This window comes from Rubritalea squalenifaciens DSM 18772 (assembly GCF_900141815.1).
Taxonomy (GTDB): Bacteria; Verrucomicrobiota; Verrucomicrobiia; order Verrucomicrobiales; family Akkermansiaceae; genus Rubritalea; species Rubritalea squalenifaciens.
This window is the reverse complement of record NZ_FQYR01000002.1, coordinates 849,896-867,926: the sequence shown is the minus strand read 5'-3', so window position 1 is coordinate 867,926 and position 18,031 is coordinate 849,896. Positions and strand designations below refer to the sequence as shown.

General features: G+C 53.4%; 16 protein-coding genes. 12 read left to right on the top strand and 4 right to left on the bottom strand.

Annotated elements, in window-relative coordinates:
• Positions 1-36: 36 nt before the first annotated feature.
• From BUB27_RS04050 to BUB27_RS04040, 3 genes are all read left to right on the top strand, one after another.
• On the top strand, positions 37-873 hold the full coding sequence (locus tag BUB27_RS04050) for a mechanosensitive ion channel family protein (RefSeq protein WP_159434790.1): 837 nt from the start codon (positions 37-39) through the stop codon (positions 871-873).
• A 19-nt stretch (positions 874-892) separates the two neighbouring features.
• Entirely contained in the window at positions 893-1,630 is a 738-nt protein-coding gene (locus BUB27_RS04045; protein WP_159434789.1) for a DUF4339 domain-containing protein, read from the top strand.
• Positions 1,631-1,985: 355 nt separating this feature from the next.
• Positions 1,986-4,085 (top strand): SpoIIE family protein phosphatase, encoded by a 2,100-nt coding sequence (locus tag BUB27_RS04040; RefSeq protein WP_143158255.1) that lies wholly within the window; start codon positions 1,986-1,988, stop codon positions 4,083-4,085.
• On the opposite strand, the gene BUB27_RS04035 is transcribed toward BUB27_RS04040, so the two are convergent.
• Positions 4,082-5,584, bottom strand: a complete 1,503-nt coding sequence (locus tag BUB27_RS04035; protein ID WP_143158254.1) for a DNA recombination protein RmuC — start codon at positions 5,582-5,584, stop codon at positions 4,082-4,084. The genes BUB27_RS04040 and BUB27_RS04035 overlap by 4 nt on opposite strands.
• A 124-nt stretch (positions 5,585-5,708) precedes the next feature.
• Here BUB27_RS04035 and BUB27_RS04030 point away from each other — a divergent pair, with 124 nt between their 5' ends.
• From BUB27_RS04030 to BUB27_RS04015, 4 genes are all read left to right on the top strand, one after another.
• The gene (locus BUB27_RS04030; RefSeq protein ID WP_143158253.1) at positions 5,709-6,371 is read left to right on the top strand and encodes a superoxide dismutase; all 663 of its coding nucleotides are present in this window, start codon (positions 5,709-5,711) and stop codon (positions 6,369-6,371) included.
• 97 nt (positions 6,372-6,468) lie between these two features.
• Complete coding sequence (locus BUB27_RS04025; RefSeq protein WP_143158252.1) at positions 6,469-7,317, top strand: NAD(+)/NADH kinase; 849 nt, start codon at positions 6,469-6,471, stop codon at positions 7,315-7,317.
• Between the two features lie 108 nt (positions 7,318-7,425).
• Complete coding sequence (locus BUB27_RS04020; RefSeq protein ID WP_143158251.1) at positions 7,426-8,313, top strand: hypothetical protein; 888 nt, start codon at positions 7,426-7,428, stop codon at positions 8,311-8,313.
• A gap of 54 nt (positions 8,314-8,367) precedes the next feature.
• Positions 8,368-8,715: a hypothetical protein gene (locus tag BUB27_RS04015; RefSeq protein WP_143158250.1), complete on the top strand. Its 348-nt coding sequence runs from the start codon at positions 8,368-8,370 to the stop codon at positions 8,713-8,715.
• Between the two features lie 24 nt (positions 8,716-8,739).
• Here the strand turns inward: BUB27_RS04015 and BUB27_RS04010 are convergent, their stop codons facing one another.
• Positions 8,740-9,231, bottom strand: a complete 492-nt coding sequence (locus tag BUB27_RS04010) for a DUF1802 family protein (RefSeq protein ID WP_143158249.1) — start codon at positions 9,229-9,231, stop codon at positions 8,740-8,742.
• 261 nt (positions 9,232-9,492) lie between these two features.
• On the opposite strand from BUB27_RS04010, the gene deoA reads away from it, so the two are divergent.
• The 5 genes from deoA (at position 9,493) to bioF (ending at position 14,135) form a co-directional block, all read left to right on the top strand.
• Positions 9,493-10,827 (top strand): thymidine phosphorylase, encoded by a 1,335-nt coding sequence (gene deoA / locus BUB27_RS04005; protein ID WP_143158248.1) that lies wholly within the window; start codon positions 9,493-9,495, stop codon positions 10,825-10,827.
• A gap of 45 nt (positions 10,828-10,872) precedes the next feature.
• Positions 10,873-11,580, top strand: a complete 708-nt coding sequence (deoD, locus tag BUB27_RS04000) for a purine-nucleoside phosphorylase (RefSeq protein WP_143158247.1) — start codon at positions 10,873-10,875, stop codon at positions 11,578-11,580.
• Positions 11,581-11,592: 12 nt separating this feature from the next.
• Complete coding sequence (cdd, locus tag BUB27_RS03995; protein ID WP_143158246.1) at positions 11,593-11,979, top strand: cytidine deaminase; 387 nt, start codon at positions 11,593-11,595, stop codon at positions 11,977-11,979.
• Between the two features lie 93 nt (positions 11,980-12,072).
• Positions 12,073-12,954 carry a D-alanyl-D-alanine carboxypeptidase family protein gene (locus BUB27_RS03990; RefSeq protein ID WP_200797058.1) on the top strand — a complete coding sequence of 294 codons (882 nt, stop codon included), beginning with the start codon at positions 12,073-12,075 and terminating at the stop codon, positions 12,952-12,954.
• A 26-nt stretch (positions 12,955-12,980) separates the two neighbouring features.
• Positions 12,981-14,135: an 8-amino-7-oxononanoate synthase gene (bioF, locus tag BUB27_RS03985; protein ID WP_143158245.1), complete on the top strand. Its 1,155-nt coding sequence runs from the start codon at positions 12,981-12,983 to the stop codon at positions 14,133-14,135.
• On the opposite strand, the gene lnt is transcribed toward bioF, so the two are convergent.
• Complete coding sequence (lnt, locus tag BUB27_RS03980; RefSeq protein ID WP_143158244.1) at positions 14,132-16,012, bottom strand: apolipoprotein N-acyltransferase; 1,881 nt, start codon at positions 16,010-16,012, stop codon at positions 14,132-14,134. The two genes, bioF and lnt, sit on opposite strands and share 4 nt — an antisense overlap.
• A 77-nt stretch (positions 16,013-16,089) precedes the next feature.
• Positions 16,090-18,027 (bottom strand): phospho-sugar mutase, encoded by a 1,938-nt coding sequence (locus BUB27_RS03975; RefSeq protein WP_143158243.1) that lies wholly within the window; start codon positions 18,025-18,027, stop codon positions 16,090-16,092.
• Between the last annotated feature and the right edge of the window lie 4 nt (positions 18,028-18,031).

The window sequence follows — 18,031 nt, the reverse complement described above, 5'->3', positions numbered from 1 at the left end:
GACCTGATGGGCGCCGCCTAATTAATGTCTCCTACCATGGAATGGTGGGAAAACCTTAATGTTTGGTATCGTTCCGGCGTCATTCTCGTCGCCGGAATTTTTGTGCACATTCTGATCCGCGTATTTCTAATCCGCGGACTTGAAAAGGTAGCCGCTGCTACCTCAAACGACCTGGACGACCGCTTGGTCTACTTCATCAAGCGCTTCTACGTCCTGATCCTCCTCTTCGTCCTCTTTATCATGGTTCTCAAGAACCACGGAGTAGAGATCACCCCCTTCCTCGCCAGCGCAGGCATCGCAGGCATCGCCATAGGCCTCGCGGCCAAGGAAACACTCGCCGATATCCTTTCCGGCGTCTTCCTCATCGCCGACAGACCCATACGGATAGGTGACCGCATCAAGATCGAACGGCCCGGCAAACACTGGGGTGGCTGGGGTGACGTGGTCGAGATCGGACTACGCCGCACTCAAATCAAGAACACTGATGGAGTGATCGTCGATTACCCCAACTCTATTCTGGCCAATTCAGTCATCACCAACTTCTCCTACCTGGACAAACCTGTCCGCGTCCGCATCCGCTTCCAAGTCAGCTATGATGCCGACCTGGACCAGGTAGCCCAAGTCACCAAGAACGCCATCCACTCCACCGCGGGAGTCATTCCCGACAGTGCCGACATCGTCGTCCGCGGGCTCTGGTCTGATGAAGGCGGCTACCAGCATGCAGGCATCCTCATCGAAGGCCGCTACTTTATCCCCGATGTGCGTCTGCGCACCCGCATCCGCTCGGCAGTCCTCAGCAATCTCGTCTCTCACCTGCGCCAGGCAAAAATCCCTCTGGCAATCCAGCAGCTTAACCTTTCAAAATCTGAATAAGCCCGTTAGATCTCAGCTAATGCAGTCCAACGAATGGTACTACACCCTTGGCGGCACTCGCCGCGGCCCCGTCACCGAGGACAAGATGAGAGAGCTCATCCTGAGCAAACAGCTCACCGCGGACGGCACCCTGGTGTGGTGTAAGCAAATGACAGACTGGCAACAGCTTGGGGAATTGGAAATATTCCAACCCTCACTGGAAATCCTGGCCAAACAAGAACAGGAAGAAAAAAGACGCCAGGCCGCCAAGCGCTCCTACGTCAGGCCCATCAAGCGGGAATACGAAGACCCTGCCATTTACCTCAAGCGTCTCTATTTCTGGGGAGCTCTACGCTCCAGCCTGGCCTGCCTGGCAGTGCTTACTCTATGGGCATGGTTCTATATCCCAAATAACCAATCCTCCCTTTTTATTGCAGCCATCCCGCTGGGTATCGCAGCAGGCCTTTGCTCGGGCATCTATTACCCGGAGCGGAACTGTATTCTCTTTAAAGCCATGGCGGGCGCCATAGCAGCTTCATCCTACCTACTAGCCAAGCTGATCGCATGCGTGATCGACCTCGGAGCCATCACAGGTGAGAACCTCTTGTACGGCATCTTCATCACCCATAGCGTTGATGGCATTACCGCACTCATCTCCAGTTTCTCCCTGATGGATTTCGCCGGAGCAGGCACCTCCTTCTTGATCGCCTTTGCCCTCTCGATTCACGGTCTAACCCTATGGGCCGAGATCTACCGGTACCGATATTCCTGCGATTAACCAGCCACCACCTATTCCACCTAGCGGACAAAGGTCGGCTATTTAACAGAAAATTCATATTTCTTGCTAACCTTTCCCTCCTATCTGCTGTTATTCAGTACCACTGCACCATAGTTAGACCCGTCTGGAGGGACGGGCCTGTGCAGCTGGGTTGCCTTTTTTTTTAGAGTGGAAAGAGGCGACATTATTCTGTGTACAAAATGCGCATGCCTGAGTGGGGCATGCTCAAAACCCATGGGGCCCGGCATACCTAACTATGCCGGGCCTCCTTTTTTTTCACCCGCTAAACACTCAGCGCCAACAAAATACACATGGCTTCCCATTTCATTTCTGGTAGAATCCTTGATTCCCCGAAATGAAACTGCAGGCGAGAATACTTCTTTTGATACTGCTCACTACCTTTTTACCACTGGTGGCCTGCCTCTACTTTGTTACGCGCACCTCCTATCACCACACTCTGAAACACGCCAAACACAGCCAGCAACAGGCGGCATTCAACAACAGCATCACCCTCAGAAACTTCATTAATGCTGAATTTGAGAAAAAGATCGCACTCTTCAATCAAACCGGAAATTTCAGAATCACCTTCATTCAGCACGAAAACCCCGACGTAGAGAAAAACATGGCTCGCCGCCTCGAAGAGAGAGCGAAAGCGATTCCCATCTGGAAGGAAATTCCACATTTGAACGATCCGCGGATGAACTGGCTGACCAACAGCCCGGCTAATCACCAATTCAGGATACACAGGCAAAAGGACGCCAGCCTGCACAGCTTCATTCTCACGGACACCAAAGGCATTCTTCTTGGCGCCCTACCGAAGCCTGAGGAATACGATCAAACCTCCCAAGACTGGTGGCAACAGACTTCCAAGCTCCCCTATGATTCAGTCATCTATAGACCGCTGAAAATAGAGGGATTGCATTATTATGAGCTACTTGTCCCAGTGGCCTACAAAGATCACAAAAATGGAGGATTCAAGATCCATGGCTACTTCAAGCTCATTCTCAAGGCAGACGAACTCTTTAAACAATTCGCCAACTCAAATGCCAGCGACACCTTTAACGGGACGATCAGCCTTTCCGACGGTTCGATTGTCTTCAGCAAAGGCAACATGGCATTACCGGCACAAGTGACTAAAGTCCCGACCATCTTAATGGAGGAGATTCATAATCAACCTTCATGGACGGCTGAGGAGTTTATCTTCCATGGTGAACCCGAAACTCCCCACCTCATCACTTCAGCCAATACCAAGCTCAGCGAATGCCAATGGACGACTATCGCCACCGAGGACATGACCCCTCTCACTGGAACTCTCAAAAGATATCACGCCATGCAGATAGGCGGCGTCATCATCCTTGTCGCCCTGTTCACCACGGTCGGCTTCTCCTACCTCAGAAAGACCGTCACCACACCGGTCAGAACGATGCAAACCGTGTCAGAGAATGTAGCATCAGCCTCCCAAAAGGGGCTCTATCTCAGCAGGACTGAAATCAAGCAGATCGTAAACCCGCTGAACAAGATCCACACCAAGGATGAAATCCAAAAGCTGGCTGAGCATTTCTCCTCTATGGCCGAAGGCATTCTCAACTTCCAGTCCATCCTCGAGTCTGAAGTGATTAGCAAAACCCAACAGATCAATGAAGATCTGGAGATGGCGAAAGAATTCCAGCAAGCCCTTCTTCCTCACGACTATCAATGGCTCCAGCAGCCATCTCCCAAGCACGAGCTTTTACTAGATGTCGCCCACTTCTATCAACCCGCAGCCGCCGTGGGAGGAGACTTCTTTGACATCTTCCCTCTGGATAAAAATCATGTAGGGGTCTTCATCGCCGATGTCATGGGCCACGGCGCCCGCTCAGCCCTGGTAACCGCCATACTCAGAGCTTTGGTCAGACCTCTGGCCATCATCGAGCAGGATCCGGCATGCTTTCTTGAGGAACTCAACAACCAGTTCTCAGATATCATCGTACGCAGTGGCCAGACGATCTTTGTGACTGCGGCTTATCTCATCTTTGACCTTGAGACTGGCCTTGTGAAAGGCTCCCACGCTGGCCACCCCCACATGCTAATCTACCGACAACCCGAAGACAGAGCCAACCGTCTCTTAGGGGATGAAAAAGGAAGCCTCCCTCTTGGCCTGACTGCCGGTGTAGACTACCGCACCAGAGAATGGAGGACTAAGCCTAACGATGTCTTCCTTTTATTTACTGACGGCGCCATTGAGCCGGAAAACCAGCTACAGGAACCTTTGGGCATCAAAGGCCTGAAGCACATCATCCGCAAGCGCTACGATAAGGACAATGACTTCATGGTCAAAGGCATCGCCTACGATGTCATGCGCTACGCCAACGACATGCCAGAGGATGACATCTGCATCCTCTCTATCGCCGTGCATGCAGCACACGCAGCCTCCCACCATGAGCACGAGGCTGAATCTACTGCCGGCAAAGCCTAAATACCCTCGCCCTCACCTTCGGCAAGAAAACCCTCGAAGCCATCCTCCAGCCCGCCGACTTCCACAAAGTCTCCAAATCCGACACTCGGCTCAATGGTCTTTTCTTCCTGCTTCTTCGCATCCGGCAGCACCTGCACATCCCTCACAATCTTCTCCACGGAGGAAGGCCCACTAAGCTCAGCATTCTCGGGCGTAGCGCCCAGCTCTTCAAACTTGCGCGCACTGACCAGCACGCGGGCATCCAGAGAGCCAACGGCTGAGTTAAAGTGATTCACTGTCGTCCCAAGAGATTTACCCATCTTATCGATGTACTCGGTGAAGGTGGTCAGGCGGCTATAAAGCTCGCGCCCCACTGCTGAGATTTCCTGAGCGTTCTTTGCCAGCACTTCCTGTCTCCAGCCATAGGCTACGGCACGCAGCAGAGCGATGAGTGTCGTCGGAGTAGCGAGAATAACGTTCTGGGCAACCCCCTTCTCAATAAGAGAACTATCCTGGGAAAGAGCCGCACTGAAGAAGGCCTCACTCGGCAGGAAGAGAACCACGAACTCAGGACTGGTTTCAAACTGGTCCTGGTATTTTTTCGCTCCAAGCTGCTGGATGTGTTTGCGCACTTGCTCAGCATGACGAGCCATTGCCGCTTCTTTTTCACGTTCGTCCTCAGTTTCAAGAGCATCCAGATAGGCATCCATAGGCGCCTTGCTATCCACTACGATATGCTGTCCACCAGGAAGGTTAACCATCAAATCAGGGCGAAGGCGCTTGCCTTCATCATCTGTCGTCGTGGTCTGAGTCTGGAAGTCACAATGCTCCTGCATGCCACTCATCTCCACCACGCGCTTAAGCTGGATTTCACCCCACTGGCCACGGCCTGTCGGCTGCCTGAGAGCCTTCACCAACTGGCTGGTCTCACGCTGCAACCCCAGCTGAGCCTCTTTCATATGCATCACCTGCTCCTTGAGGCTGGCATAGGCACCCTCGCGTGCTTTTTCCAGATCACCAACCTGCTTCTGAGCTTTCTCCAGAGTTTCATTGATCGGCTTCACCAGGCGCTCCACGGCCTCCACACGCTTACTCATGTCTTCGCTGGAGCTTTTTTGCTGAGCCTCAAAGGTACTCTTAGCCATCTGCAAAAACTGCTCCTGACTCGCCTTCAGCGCATCCGCACTGAGAGCCTTAAAGGCATCGCTAAGCCGCTGCTGGGCATTCACTAGCAGCTGCTCCTTTTCCTTGAGCGCCTTCTGCTCCTCCTCCAGCTGGGTCTTCAGTTTAGCTTCGCTAGTGCGCAGCTCACTCTCGACCTTTTTGGTCGCATCTAATTGATTTTCAGACTTCTCTAAACGTGAGCTTAGATCCGCAGAGCGTTGCTGCTCCCCCTCTAGCTTACCCTTGACCTCTGCTACCGCGGCCTTGCGCCCAGCGGCTGCAATCACCCATGCTAACACAAACCCTAACACCGCTGCCCCACCAATGATTGCCCAAACTTCCGGAGATATATTCATAACCTGATTACTACTTGCGAAATTCTACATCCACACCCATAGTGGGCGTGTCGTTTCTAAACTGCGTTCGTTGATAGCAACACGCAGTTGGGTCCGCAAAACATATCACCAGAAAAAAACAATTATGTCTTACGAATTACCAGAACTCGGATACGCCTATGACGCCCTCGAGCCACACATCGATGCGCGCACCATGGAGATCCACCATTCAAAGCACCACAACGCGTATGTCACCAACCTGAACAATGCGCTCGAGGGCCACGACGACCTTCTCGCTCTCTCCATCTGTGAGCTCGTCCAGAACCTCGACAAGGTTCCTGAATCAAAGCGTACTGCTGTCCGCAACAACGGCGGTGGTCACTTCAACCACTCTCTCTTCTGGAAAACCATCGCTCCAGGCGGTGCTTCCGCTCCATCCGGCAAGCTTGCTGAAGCTATCGACGCCAAGTTCGGTTCCTTCGACGAATTCAAGGCTGCTTTCGGTGCAGCAGCAGCGACACGCTTCGGCTCCGGCTGGGCATGGCTCTGCGTGAAGTCCGACGGTTCCGTGGACGTTTGCTCCACTCCTAACCAGGACACACCAATGATGGGTGACGCTGCAGACACCTGCGGTTGCCCAGCTATCCTTGGCCTCGACGTATGGGAACACGCCTACTACCTCAACTACCAGAACAGACGCCCTGATTACATCGCAGCATTCTGGAACGTAGTGAACTGGGATGTGGTTGCCGCTCTTTATGCTAAAGCAACCGGTGGTTGTGAGAGCGACTCTTGCTGCAATGGCTAATCACTAGCCTGAACCGCTTTTCAAACGCGCTCCACACCGGGGCGCGTTTTTACTTTCCAAGCTTGAAAGTTTCCTAACCAAACACGAGACTATTAGAATGCACCTAGGCATCATCGCTAATCCTCATAAAAATGGATCAGCCGCAACCGTCCTCTCACTCATTGACACCCTTGAGAAAAAAGGGATCTCCACCTCTTTGGAAGACGACACCGCCAAACTCATCGACGGGGTCACAGGCATCCCCGCTCCTGAACTGGCCCAGCAATGTGATGTCGTCGCTGTTCTCGGAGGAGATGGTACGATGCTGGATGCAGCGCACCGCATTGGCCCTACAGACACTCCGGTAGCAGGCATTAATATCGGCAACCTCGGCTTCCTCACCTCCTGCACAGATGATGAATTGGATATCTTTGCCGACGCCTTGCTGGATCTCTCATACAAGGTAGTCCCCCGCATCCTCCTCAAGACGACCATCACCCATCAAGATGGCTCCATCGAGGAAGACTTCGCCGTCAACGAAATTACTCTTTCCCGCGGCCAGACCGGACGCCTTATTTCGATCGATGCCTTTATCGATGGCGCCCTGCTCAACCACTACCATGCTGACGGCTTGATCGTAGCCACCCCGACAGGCTCCACCGCCTATTCCCTGGCGGCCGGCGGCCCACTCATTTCACCTATTGCCAGCGCCTTCGTGGTTACTCCGATCTGCCCGCACTCCCTGTCCAACCGCTCACTGGTTCTGGACGACTCCTCCGTGGTCGAACTCACCACGGCTGAAGAGTCGGAATGCCCCGCACTCTACTCCATTGATGGCCGTGAAGTCCGCGAACTACCGCGCACCTCACGCATCAAAGTGGAAAAAGCCGGGCACAAACTTCACCTCATCCGCTTGCGCGATCGCTCATACTTTGCCACATTAAGACAGAAACTACGCTGGGGATAAGTCTCTTATAGACAAGACTAAGCACAACAAACGCTACCATAGGTAGAAGTCTGTTGTAACCGCAGGGCGATAACCGGCTAATCATAGATACATCAGACAATATCACTCATGAAACTGCGCATCCTTTCCACACTGCTGGCTACAGCCCTCCCACTTCTCGCCCAAGACACCGTCAAGAAAGGCGACGAGATGACCGACTTCATCCGCGTCCATCACACCGAGAAAAACGTCTTCCTCCAGACCGGTGTCACCTCTTACAGCAAAGGCGACGTGAAAGTGGACCTGATTGGTGCCGTCCACATTGCCGACAAGTCTTACTTTGAGACGCTTAATACCACCTTCGAGAACTACGACGTGGTTCTTTTTGAAATGGTCGGAGGAGAGCAGATGGTGGATGGCAAAATGCCGGAGCAAGCTGGCAAGGACAAAGAAGCTGCCCTGGACTTCCTCGGCACCGCCTTCCTCATGATGGAAAAAGCTCTCAGCCTCACTGGCCAGAAGGACCACATCGACTACTCCAAGAAGAATTTCGTCCACGCCGATCTCTCCGTGCGTGAATTCCAGGACCTTCAGAAGAAGAAAGGTGAATCCATCGTAGGCTTCGCACTCGCGCAGCACCAAAACATGAATGAGAAGGCTCAGCCAGACTCGATGAAGCTGCTCCACGCCATCCTTTCAGGCAACCCGGACAAGCTGAAGCTCAACCTCGTCGAGACCCTCGGCAATGGAGACAACCAGGTCGGTCAATTTGCCGGCCAGAGCGTCATCATTGGCGACCGCAACCAGAAATGCATGGAGGTGCTAGCCAAGCAAATGACTGCGGGCAAAAAGAAGATCGGCATTTTCTATGGGGCAGCCCACTTCCCTGACATGGAGGAACGCCTCATCAAGCAAGGTTTCAAGAAGTCCGGTCACAGCTGGATCCCCGCCTGGACAATCGACAAAGAAAAGGCGAACGCCCAGCCAAAACCAGCCGAAGACAAAAAGGCCGCTTAATCTCTCCCCCAGAGATTTCTTTCCCCCCAAGCTCATCTGTGCTAAGGAGTGAGCATGTATCGTCTTGTTTTGCTATGCTCCATACTGGCTCTCGGCACCGCTGCCGCTGAGGACGTCCCTTATGATGTGGTCACCTACGACACCGTGAAGAAGTTCTGTGAAGATAAAAACGTAGAGTTCAAAGACTGGATGCGGGTGTATCAGGACAGAGTCAAGGCTGGGACCAATATCATCTATCCGAAACAAGGACAGATTCATAACCCAAACAGCCCCGACCAGCAGCTAGCACTCATGGTCGCTTTCTATAGCAAAATCCGCAGTGAAAAGGGCTATGCCCTCATCGATGTCGGTGAAAAATTTCTCGTCTTCCAGAAAGGATCGGGTGGAGGCTCTGGGCGTTAAGCTCTTGCTGAGCCCGCGCCAACATTAGAGAGGCATCTCCAGCCAGCTCCTGCAGCCTCCCATGGACTTCTCGTAGTGAAGCTCCAGAGGTTCATCTAATACTTCTACCTTCAGGTAGGCCACGTGGATACTCCCCTCGCTCATGCCCTTGCCCGCCCAGTCAAAGCGCTCACGGATAATCTCTTCTTTCCAGATATGGCGGGAGTCCAGGGACTGCACCTCTGCCCAGTCTGTTAGCGTCTCCGCTTTCAGCACCCTGCAGCGGTACTTGATAGAAACCTGATCCCCTAGCTCCCATGCTTTCCCTCTGGCGAGCTGCGGGGCCAGCTCATCCCAGGGAGCTTTCACCATATCCCCCTGGGCATGAAACAAAGTAGGGAAAAGGTAGAACTCCTCATGCTTGAAGGAGAAGCCCTCCCTCCCCTCATGAATGCCCCCTTTTCGCAGGATAACATCCTGCTCGCCTTGACCTATCGCCTCGCAAATCACAGCCCAGTCCTTAAAAAATACAGCCATCGCCTTCTTTGCTAACAGTATTGTCACTCAAGGGCAAACGTCTTTGCACGCTTTACCCAATGACGCGTTCAACGCAGTGTTATCTTGACGTATTCCACTTATTTAGAATAATTTAACTATATTGATCAGCTAATGAATTAATCTGCAATAAGCATCGCACCTCACTGCCGAGCTAAGTGTTTCACCACAAGAGCCTCCGCAAAGAGAAATTTCACCAACTGATCGCTCTCATACACGCACCCTTATAACACCATTCAGTTCATGTCACTCGGTTACACACCCCAGGAATTTATCCGTAAGCAGCGAGACGGAGAGCCGCTGCCTGACGAAGAACTCGTGTGGTTTGTCAACGGGATCGTAGACGGCACAGTCACCGAGGGTCAGATCGCCGCCTTTGCCATGGCTGTCTTCCAGCGCGGCATGAATGGCGGTGAACTCATCACGCTCACTAAAGCCATGCGTGATAGCGGAAAAAAGCTTTCCTGGGACTTGCCTGGTCCCATTCTTGATAAACACTCTACAGGAGGAGTGGGCGATCTGGTATCCCTGGTACTCGCCCCCTTACTCGCTTCCTGCGGAGGCTACGTCCCAATGATCGCAGGCAGAGGCCTAGGTCATACTGGCGGCACCTTGGACAAACTCGAATCCATTCCCGGTTACAATACCACTCCGGACAACGAGCTTTTCCGCAAGATTGTCTCGGAAGTCGGTTGCGCCATCATTGGCCAAACTGGCGAACTCGCCCCAGCAGACGGTAAAATGTATGCCGTTCGTGATGTGACTGCCACGATTGAGTCAGGCTCCCTGATCTCTTCCTCCATCATCTCCAAGAAACTTGCCGCGGGCATCAACTGCCTGGTACTGGACGTCAAGGCAGGCAACGGCGCCTTCATGACCAAGTTCAGCGACGCCCGTCGCCTCGCTGTCAAACTGGCTGACCTGGGACGCGCGTGCGGCATGAAAGTATCCTCTCTCGTGACAGACATGAGCCAACCCCTCGCAGACAGCGCGGGCAATGCTCTGGAAGTCCGCGAGGCCATCAATTTCCTCACTGGTGACAGCCAGAATGAACGACTCCGTGCTGTGATTGCTGGTCTCGCAGAAGAGTCTCTGCTGAATAGTGACTTGGTAAGAGATGACACGGACGCCAAGATGAAGATCCGACAGTCACTCGAGTCCGGCAAGGCTGCCGAGTACTTCTCCAAGATGGTTTCGACCCTCGGTGGACCAAGCGACTTGCTGGAAAATCCGGACAAGCACCTTCCCAAAGCCAAAGTTATCAAGCCTTTGCTGGCCACACAGTCCGGCTATGTGCACTCGATCAATACTAAACTGCTCGGAGAGGCGGTCAACCGCATCGGTGGAGGCCGCACCAGAGTGGACCAGGAGATCGACCATTCCGTCGGCTTCACAGAAATCACCCATATTGCTGATCGTGTTGAGAAGGATGAGCCTCTCTTGATGATTCATGCTGATTCTGACAAAGACTGGCAAAGTGCAGCCTGGAGAGCAGAGCAGGCCTACAGCATCTCCTCCTCCAGCATCAACCCGAACGATGCCGTCCTGGAGGTCATCCATCCAACCTCACATCGATAGGGCTGACATGGATAGAGCCGAATCACTGAAAAAACTGCTTCATCCATGACACCTCACCTCGAAGCCCGGCTCGGAGATTTTGCTGAGACCGTCCTGCTGCCCGGAGACCCGCTCCGCGCCCAATTCATCGCCGAATCATTTCTCAGCAATTCCAAGCAAGTCACAGGAATCCGCAACATGCTGGGTTTCACCGGTGAATTTGAGGGTAAACGTATTTCCGTAATGGGTTCCGGCATGGGAATCCCCTCCATTTCCATCTACGCCACCGAACTCATCAATCACTACGGAGTCAAGAACCTCATCCGTGTCGGATCCTGCGGTGCCATTGCCCCAGACATTCAGCTCAGAGACATCATCATCGGCATCGGAGCTTCTACCGATTCCGGAGTCAACCGGGCTCGCTTTGCTGGCTTAGATTATGCCGCCACAGCAGACTACACCATGCTCTCAGCCACCACCAAAGCTGCCGGTGAGCTGGATATCCCAGTACAGGTGGGTAATCTCTTCTCTGCCGACCTCTTCTACCACCCGGATCATACGCTTTTCGATACCATGGAGAAAATGAACATCCTCGCCGTGGAAATGGAAGCCGCAGGACTCTACGGAGTAGCGGCGGAATATGGAGCCAAAGCTCTAGCCATCTGCACCGTCTCCGATCACATCCGCCGCCAGGAACAACTCTCGCCCGCAGAGAGGCAGAGCAGCTTCTCAGAGATGATCCAGATCGCCCTCAGAGCCAGCCTCACCATCTGACCCGCCACCCTCATGAGAGAACTCATCGCCGCAGCCACAGAAGCACGACTGAGAGCTTACGCTCCCTACTCGGACTTCCTCGTGGGAGCTGCGCTTCTCACCAGCTCTGGAAAAATCTACGCGGGTTGCAATATTGAGAATTCCTCCTACAGCCTGACCTGCTGCGCAGAGAGAGTGGCCACAGCCTCAGCCATAGCAGATGGTCACCAGAACTTTGAAGCTTTAGCCGTGGTCAGCGTCAATGGATCTTACCCCTGTGGCGCTTGCCGCCAGTTCTTGAACGAGTTCACCCCCGATCTGCTCATCATCATTGCGGATACACACGGCAAGATCTCTGCAGAAACTACCCTCTCAGCACTTTACCCCAGCGCCTTCAGCCCTGACTCCCTGGAACCCTAAGCACTGATTATAAAGGGGGAACAAATTATCCAGCTTCCCAGATTAATCAGGATTATGGGTTGAAAGTCGGCATTTCTGCTCCACAATACGCCCATGATCTCACGCTTTCTCATGCTCAGCTTTTTGAGCATTTTTACCATCTCCTGCAGCTCCACCCAGACGATCGCACAGCAAGGGGTGGACCAGACTGCCGCACAAGAACCAGTTCGCATTGCCACCATCCCGCGCAGCCAGGCTCCTAGTGTCTATGCCAAGCGTGCCATCGTGGTTGATTACGATACAGGACGCATTCTTCATGAGAAAAATGCCCACCAGCGCTGCGCGATTGCCTCCACTCAGAAGCTGCTGACAGCCCTCTGCGTGCTTGATGCAGGCTCTACTCAAAACAAAGTGACCGTTCAAAAGACCGACACTCTGGTTGAGCCCACCAAAATTTATATCAAGCCCGGCGAAACCTACACTCGCTATGACCTTCTCAAAGCCCTTACCGTAAAGTCCGGCAACGATGTCGCCCGCGCACTGGCTCGCGATGTCGCCGGCAGCCAGCAAAGCTTTGCGAATGTCATGAACCGCAAAGCTCGTAGCCTCGGCATGCGCAACTCTCATTTCGTGAACCCACACGGCCTAACCGAAAACGGCCAGTACTCTACCGCCTACGATCTGGCCATTCTCTCTCGTGCCGCCTTTTCCAATCCAACGATCCGCAGCTTCACCCACATCAAGGGATACTACTTCTTCCACCCGGACGGAAAAAGGAAATGGCTCGATAACACCAACAAGGTTCTCAAGCGCGTGCCTTACTGCAATGGCATGAAAACAGGCACCACCAAAGCCTCCGGCCGTTGCCTGGTTTCCTCAGGCACCTACAATGGTCGCACTGCCATCGTGGTCGTACTTGGCTCTAACAGCGCCAATGTCTGGAGCGATTCCGAGAAGCTCCTCCGTTGGGCACTTGAGCGCCCTGCTGCCCAGTAAGCCTACACCACCAGCTTCCGGACGTCATGCGCTCACCCGAGGACGAACTCGCTGAACTCGACGCAGCTTCGCTTCGCCGCACACTCAGGCCAGTGGATTCACCACAGCAACCTGAAAGCATTATTTACCAGAAAGAGGTCACAAGCTTTGCCTCGAATGACTATCTGGGACTCGCCACGCACCCTGCACTCAGGCAGGCGGCGACTGAGGCTATAGAAACGTGGGGCACAGGCTCTGGTGCATCCCGCCTCATCACCGGCTCGCTCAGCCCTCACCGCCAACTGGAGGAGTTCATCGCCAAGGCTAAGAAAACAGAGTCTGCGATCACCTTTGCTAACGGCTACACCACCTCCGTCGGCACACTCTCCGCCCTGTTAGAAAAGGGAGACACCGTCATTCTGGACAAACTTTCCCATGCCTCACTGGTTGACGGGGCCCGTCTATCAGGCGCGACCGTCCGGGTGTTTCCTCACAACAACTTGGATAAACTGGAGAGACTTCTTCAAAGCACAAGCCAATCAGCAGAACCTAACAGAAGGATACTCATCGTCACCGAGTCCGTATTCAGCATGGATGGAGATCTGGCCCCCTTGCGCGAAATCGTCGCCCTCAAAGAGAAGTACCATGCTCTCCTGCTGGTAGATGAAGCCCATGCCCTAGGCATTTATGGATCACACGGCATGGGACTCGCTGAGCAACTCGGATGTTCGTCTGGTATCGATTTTCACATGGGCACCCTTGGGAAGTCCGCAGGCTCCGCAGGTGGTTACATCGCTGGCTCAAAAGCTTTCATCGATCTGATCGTCAACAAAGCCCGCTCCTTCATCTACTCCACCGCCGCCCCTCCAGCCCAGGCAGCAGCCTCTCTCGCCGCACTGAAACTCATCCAATCCGGCGAGGGTGCAGCGTTAAGAGAAAAACTCTGGAGCAACTTGAGGCTATTCTCAGAACTCACAGACTCTCCTCTTCCAGAGAGCGCGATCATCCCATGGATGGTCGGTGATTCTCAGAAGGCTCTCGACTTGTCTAACCAATTGTTTGACCAGCATTCCATCCTTGCTCCCGCTGTGCGTTACCCCACCGTACCACGTAACACCGCAAGACTACGCATCACTATTACAGCGGCGCATAGTGAGAAGAACATCACACAACTCTGTGAGATACTAAACTCACTGGCCTAGGCTTTTTTCAAAGTCACAAAGGCTAAGGCCAAGAAGAGAAGCGTACACGCGATCACAAACCAATCGCCCGCGATCGCATAGACCGTCCACTCAGGGTTCACAGGCACCTTGGCTTGGGCAAAGAGAGTGCCCTTGATGAAATGGTTGCCGGTCTCATCTTCCACCATGTTACGCTTCCCGGTCTCATGGTTCATCAGGCTTCCTACCATATCGATCACGCAGCTCACTCCTGTATTGGCGGATCGAGCCATCGGCCGGCGTAACTCAACGGTACGGAACTTGGCATTCGCCATTTGCTGCATCGCCGCCTCACTCGTGCCAAACCAGCCATCATTGGTGATATTCACCATCAACTGCGGGGCATCCGTACGCACAAATTTTCGCTCCAAGCGGCCGACCGTATCCTCGAAGCAGACCGATGGAATGATCTGCAGATCATCTCCCCTCACCTTAATATCAATAGGATCAGTCACCCCACCTTTACTGAAGTTACTACCGAATGAAGCGCCAGAGCTCATCTCCATGATCGTGTTGAGCAAAGGAAGCTTCGGGATGTATTCCCCGAAAATCACCAAGTGGTTCTTGCCGTAAGTCTTGATACTTTTGGCAGGCTGAACCGTCTCCTTCTTCAAATCGGGCGTAGCGATGGCAAGGGCATTGTAGATCTCGTTGGCTTCCGGATCATAACCGATCCCCCCATTCGGGTACTCCTTGCCCCGCACTAGGTTTGAACCAAAGACCAAATGATGGTTCCCCTGCTTCATGAAATCACTAGTCAACAAGCGGTCGTTCTCCGGCAGCAGATAAACCCCCTCTTCATCTTTCAGGAAGAGCAGCTCTTGAGTCAGAGAACTTTCAGGATAGATGATCAGATCGGGCTGTTTGAGAACTAGCTCGCCTTCATCCCCACTCTCAATCTGCTTTCTAATAGCCTCCGTATTTTCCTGCTCCAGCTTTTCCAGCGCCTGCACGGTAGATTTCTCATAGCCGTCATAGTGCTTGGGCCGCTCCATTTCGTCCCACTTCATCTGCTGCTTGATGTTCTCCTGCACTAGCAAGACACTCACATCCTTGGTGGGAACATTACTGAAATGAGACATGCGGTTCACCCCATAGGCAAAGGTCACCGCGATGATCCCCATACTCACCCCGATCTCCCAGTGTGGCTTGAAACGCCCCACCTTGAGTTCCTCCGCCATCCTTTTGCCGGTCTGAAGCACTGAGGCTCCGATCATGACCGGGAAGAAAGACAAGCCCGTGACGCCTATCAGGTCCGCAGCTTGTGCCATTACCAGCACATCATAGAAAGCCACTCCCAGCCCATTCCAGCCGAAGCCAGTCATCAGCCAGCCACGCAGCCACTCAAGCACCACCCAAAAGCTGGCATTCATGAAAGAGAACTGCAGCACACGCAGCGAGAGCGTAAAACCGCTCGCCTCTTTCTTCTCAGCCTTGGCTGACAGTTTCTTTTCAATGTTAGAAGAGATCTTCTCACCTTCAGAAACACGCTTGCCTCTCCACGGGTTACCGAGTGAAGCCGCAAACATACCCCAAAATCCAAAGTAGAGGGAAAGGTAGAGACTCAAGCACGCCCAGCCAAACATCGCCCCACCAAGAGGCACGGTATCCAGCTCGCCCATGGCAATCAACCACTTCAGATTGATCAGCCAGAAAGTTAGACCCGCCACAAAGCCCACTCCAAAGCCATAGCGTTTACGCTTCTTCTCACCACCACCCAGCCAGAGGGCCAGCATCAGGGGCAGGATCCACAACCACACCAACCAAGACTCTGAGATGAAGCCCGGAAAACAAGCCGCCAACATGGTTCCACTCAGCATAGCCATCACAAGTGGCCATAGTTTCTTGATGATCTTCATCTCTTGATTCTGTTTCTTCGGGTGGTAAGTAAAAAAGGCGGAGCCCTAACAAGACTCCGCCTGATCTAGAAAATAAATTACGCCATACGCTTCTGCGCGTCAGCTTCCAGAGCAGACCACATCGTCTCGAGGGACTTTTGCACACGCTGCTTGCTGGCGCAAAGATCATCGGATGGTTCTTCCATGCCGAAGAGGTAGAACTTGATCTTCGGCTCTGTACCTGATGGGCGCACTGCAAATCGGCGACCATCCTCAAGCTCCACGATGATCATGCCAGCTTTAGGAATCGCATCACCTTCGCTGTCCTCAAAGGACTCACGGGAGAAGTCGAGCACGCGGCTGACTGCCACACCATCGACCTCACTTGGAGGATTGTCTGAGTAGGAATCTGCAAGCGCCTTGATCTGCGCCGCACCTTCAGCACCTTCCATCACCATGGACTTGCCATCCTCTAGGTAATAACCGAACTCGCTGTAGATATCATCTAGCAGACCAGCAATCGTCTTACCAACACTCTTGGCATAAGCTGCAACCTCAGCAAACATGACAGCCGCCATGTTACCATCCTTATCGCGCACGAAGTCAGCACCGAGGTAACCGTAACTTTCCTCACCACCGAAGACAAAGAAGCGTGAGTACTCCAGGCGGAGCTTGCGGCTCTCCTCTTCTCTGAGGTCACGGTAGTCACCCTTCTTATCAGCTGGGATACCGTCCTCATACTTCTGCAGCTTGTCAGAGATAAACTTAAAGCCAGTGAGAGTGTTCACCATATTGATGCCGTACTTCTCGGCAATCGCGGTCTGAAGCTCAGTGGTCACGAAAGTCTTGATCAGCACCGCATGGCCACGGTTGGAATCATTCAGAATTCCCATATCAAACATGGTCTTGGTACGGTACCAAGCCATCAAGCTGCCAATCTGGTTACCAGTGAGCAGCTGCATTTCTCCGGCGTCATTGCGTACAGCCACGCCCATACGGTCACAGTCAGGGTCAGTGCCGATCACGATTTCTGCATTTTCCTTCTCAGCCAGCTCGATTGCCATCTTGAGCGCAGGAGCATTCTCTGGGTTCGGGGAAGCCACCGTCGGGAAACGACCGTCTGCACCATCTTGCTCTGCCACGGTGAGAACCTCGAAGCCGAGCTCGCGGAGCATCGGCACGGAAATGTGACCACCAGTACCGTGCAGATTAGTAAAGACCACCTTGGCACCGCCATTCTCCAGCAGATCCGGGCGGAGAAGCAGTGTACGCAGCTTATCCATGTAGCGGCGGTCAGCCTCTTCACCGAGAATCTTGAGCTCACCTTGCTCACTCTCTGGAAGCGCCTCGTAGGCCTCACTCGTAATCGCGTCTACTTCTTCGATCACACCTGTGGCATGCGGCTCTACCAACTGGGCACCTTGGTTAAAGTAGGCTTTGAAACCATTGTCATGGGCTGGGTTGTGAGAGGCAGTGAGTACCACACCGGAATCCACACGCATTTCACGGATCAGGAAACTCAGCTGAGGCGTCGCTCGTGCAGCCTCGAATAGATAAACGTCACAGCCCAAGTCCGTACAAATCTTCGCGCAAAACTCAGCAAAGGAGCGGGAGAAGTGGCGGGTATCATGAGCAAAGGCAAAACTTGGTTTACGGTCCAGCCCTTCATTGGCGAGGTGCTTCTTCACATAAGCCACCATGCCGCGAATCGCTCTGCCCACGTTGTAGAAATTCATGGTCGCGGTCCCCACGCATGGATACTCAGGAGCGCCCAGTGGGCCACCTTCACCTTGCTCAGCTCCAGTCACTACGCGGCCGACGGTACGCCCACGCAGACCACCGGTACCAAATGCCAGCGTCTTGTAAAAACGGTCATTGAGTTCAGCCCACTCACCCTTCTCAGCCAGTTCAGTCACGGCCTTTTCAGCTACCGGGCTGATCGTACCTGCGAGCAGCGCCTGGATGTTAGTACGGGAGGATTCCAACAAATCGCCGTTCTCCACGGCCTTATCTAGAAGGGATTTCAGATCACTCATTGGC

What these genes read in the sequence shown, in the direction of transcription:
- BUB27_RS04050 (WP_159434790.1), top strand. Translation starts at nt 37, where the DNA reads ATGGAATGGTGGGAAAACCTTAATGTTTGGTATCGTTCCGGCGTCATT.
- BUB27_RS04045 (WP_159434789.1), top strand. Translation starts at nt 893, where the DNA reads ATGCAGTCCAACGAATGGTACTACACCCTTGGCGGCACTCGCCGCGGC.
- BUB27_RS04040 (WP_143158255.1), top strand. Translation starts at nt 1,986, where the DNA reads ATGAAACTGCAGGCGAGAATACTTCTTTTGATACTGCTCACTACCTTT.
- BUB27_RS04035 (WP_143158254.1), bottom strand. Translation starts at nt 5,584, where the DNA reads ATGAATATATCTCCGGAAGTTTGGGCAATCATTGGTGGGGCAGCGGTG.
- BUB27_RS04030 (WP_143158253.1), top strand. Translation starts at nt 5,709, where the DNA reads ATGTCTTACGAATTACCAGAACTCGGATACGCCTATGACGCCCTCGAG.
- BUB27_RS04025 (WP_143158252.1), top strand. Translation starts at nt 6,469, where the DNA reads ATGCACCTAGGCATCATCGCTAATCCTCATAAAAATGGATCAGCCGCA.
- BUB27_RS04020 (WP_143158251.1), top strand. Translation starts at nt 7,426, where the DNA reads ATGAAACTGCGCATCCTTTCCACACTGCTGGCTACAGCCCTCCCACTT.
- BUB27_RS04015 (WP_143158250.1), top strand. Translation starts at nt 8,368, where the DNA reads ATGTATCGTCTTGTTTTGCTATGCTCCATACTGGCTCTCGGCACCGCT.
- BUB27_RS04010 (WP_143158249.1), bottom strand. Translation starts at nt 9,231, where the DNA reads ATGGCTGTATTTTTTAAGGACTGGGCTGTGATTTGCGAGGCGATAGGT.
- deoA (WP_143158248.1), top strand. Translation starts at nt 9,493, where the DNA reads ATGTCACTCGGTTACACACCCCAGGAATTTATCCGTAAGCAGCGAGAC.
- deoD (WP_143158247.1), top strand. Translation starts at nt 10,873, where the DNA reads ATGACACCTCACCTCGAAGCCCGGCTCGGAGATTTTGCTGAGACCGTC.
- cdd (WP_143158246.1), top strand. Translation starts at nt 11,593, where the DNA reads ATGAGAGAACTCATCGCCGCAGCCACAGAAGCACGACTGAGAGCTTAC.
- BUB27_RS03990 (WP_200797058.1), top strand. Translation starts at nt 12,073, where the DNA reads ATGATCTCACGCTTTCTCATGCTCAGCTTTTTGAGCATTTTTACCATC.
- bioF (WP_143158245.1), top strand. Translation starts at nt 12,981, where the DNA reads ATGCGCTCACCCGAGGACGAACTCGCTGAACTCGACGCAGCTTCGCTT.
- lnt (WP_143158244.1), bottom strand. Translation starts at nt 16,012, where the DNA reads ATGAAGATCATCAAGAAACTATGGCCACTTGTGATGGCTATGCTGAGT.
- BUB27_RS03975 (WP_143158243.1), bottom strand. Translation starts at nt 18,027, where the DNA reads ATGAGTGATCTGAAATCCCTTCTAGATAAGGCCGTGGAGAACGGCGAT.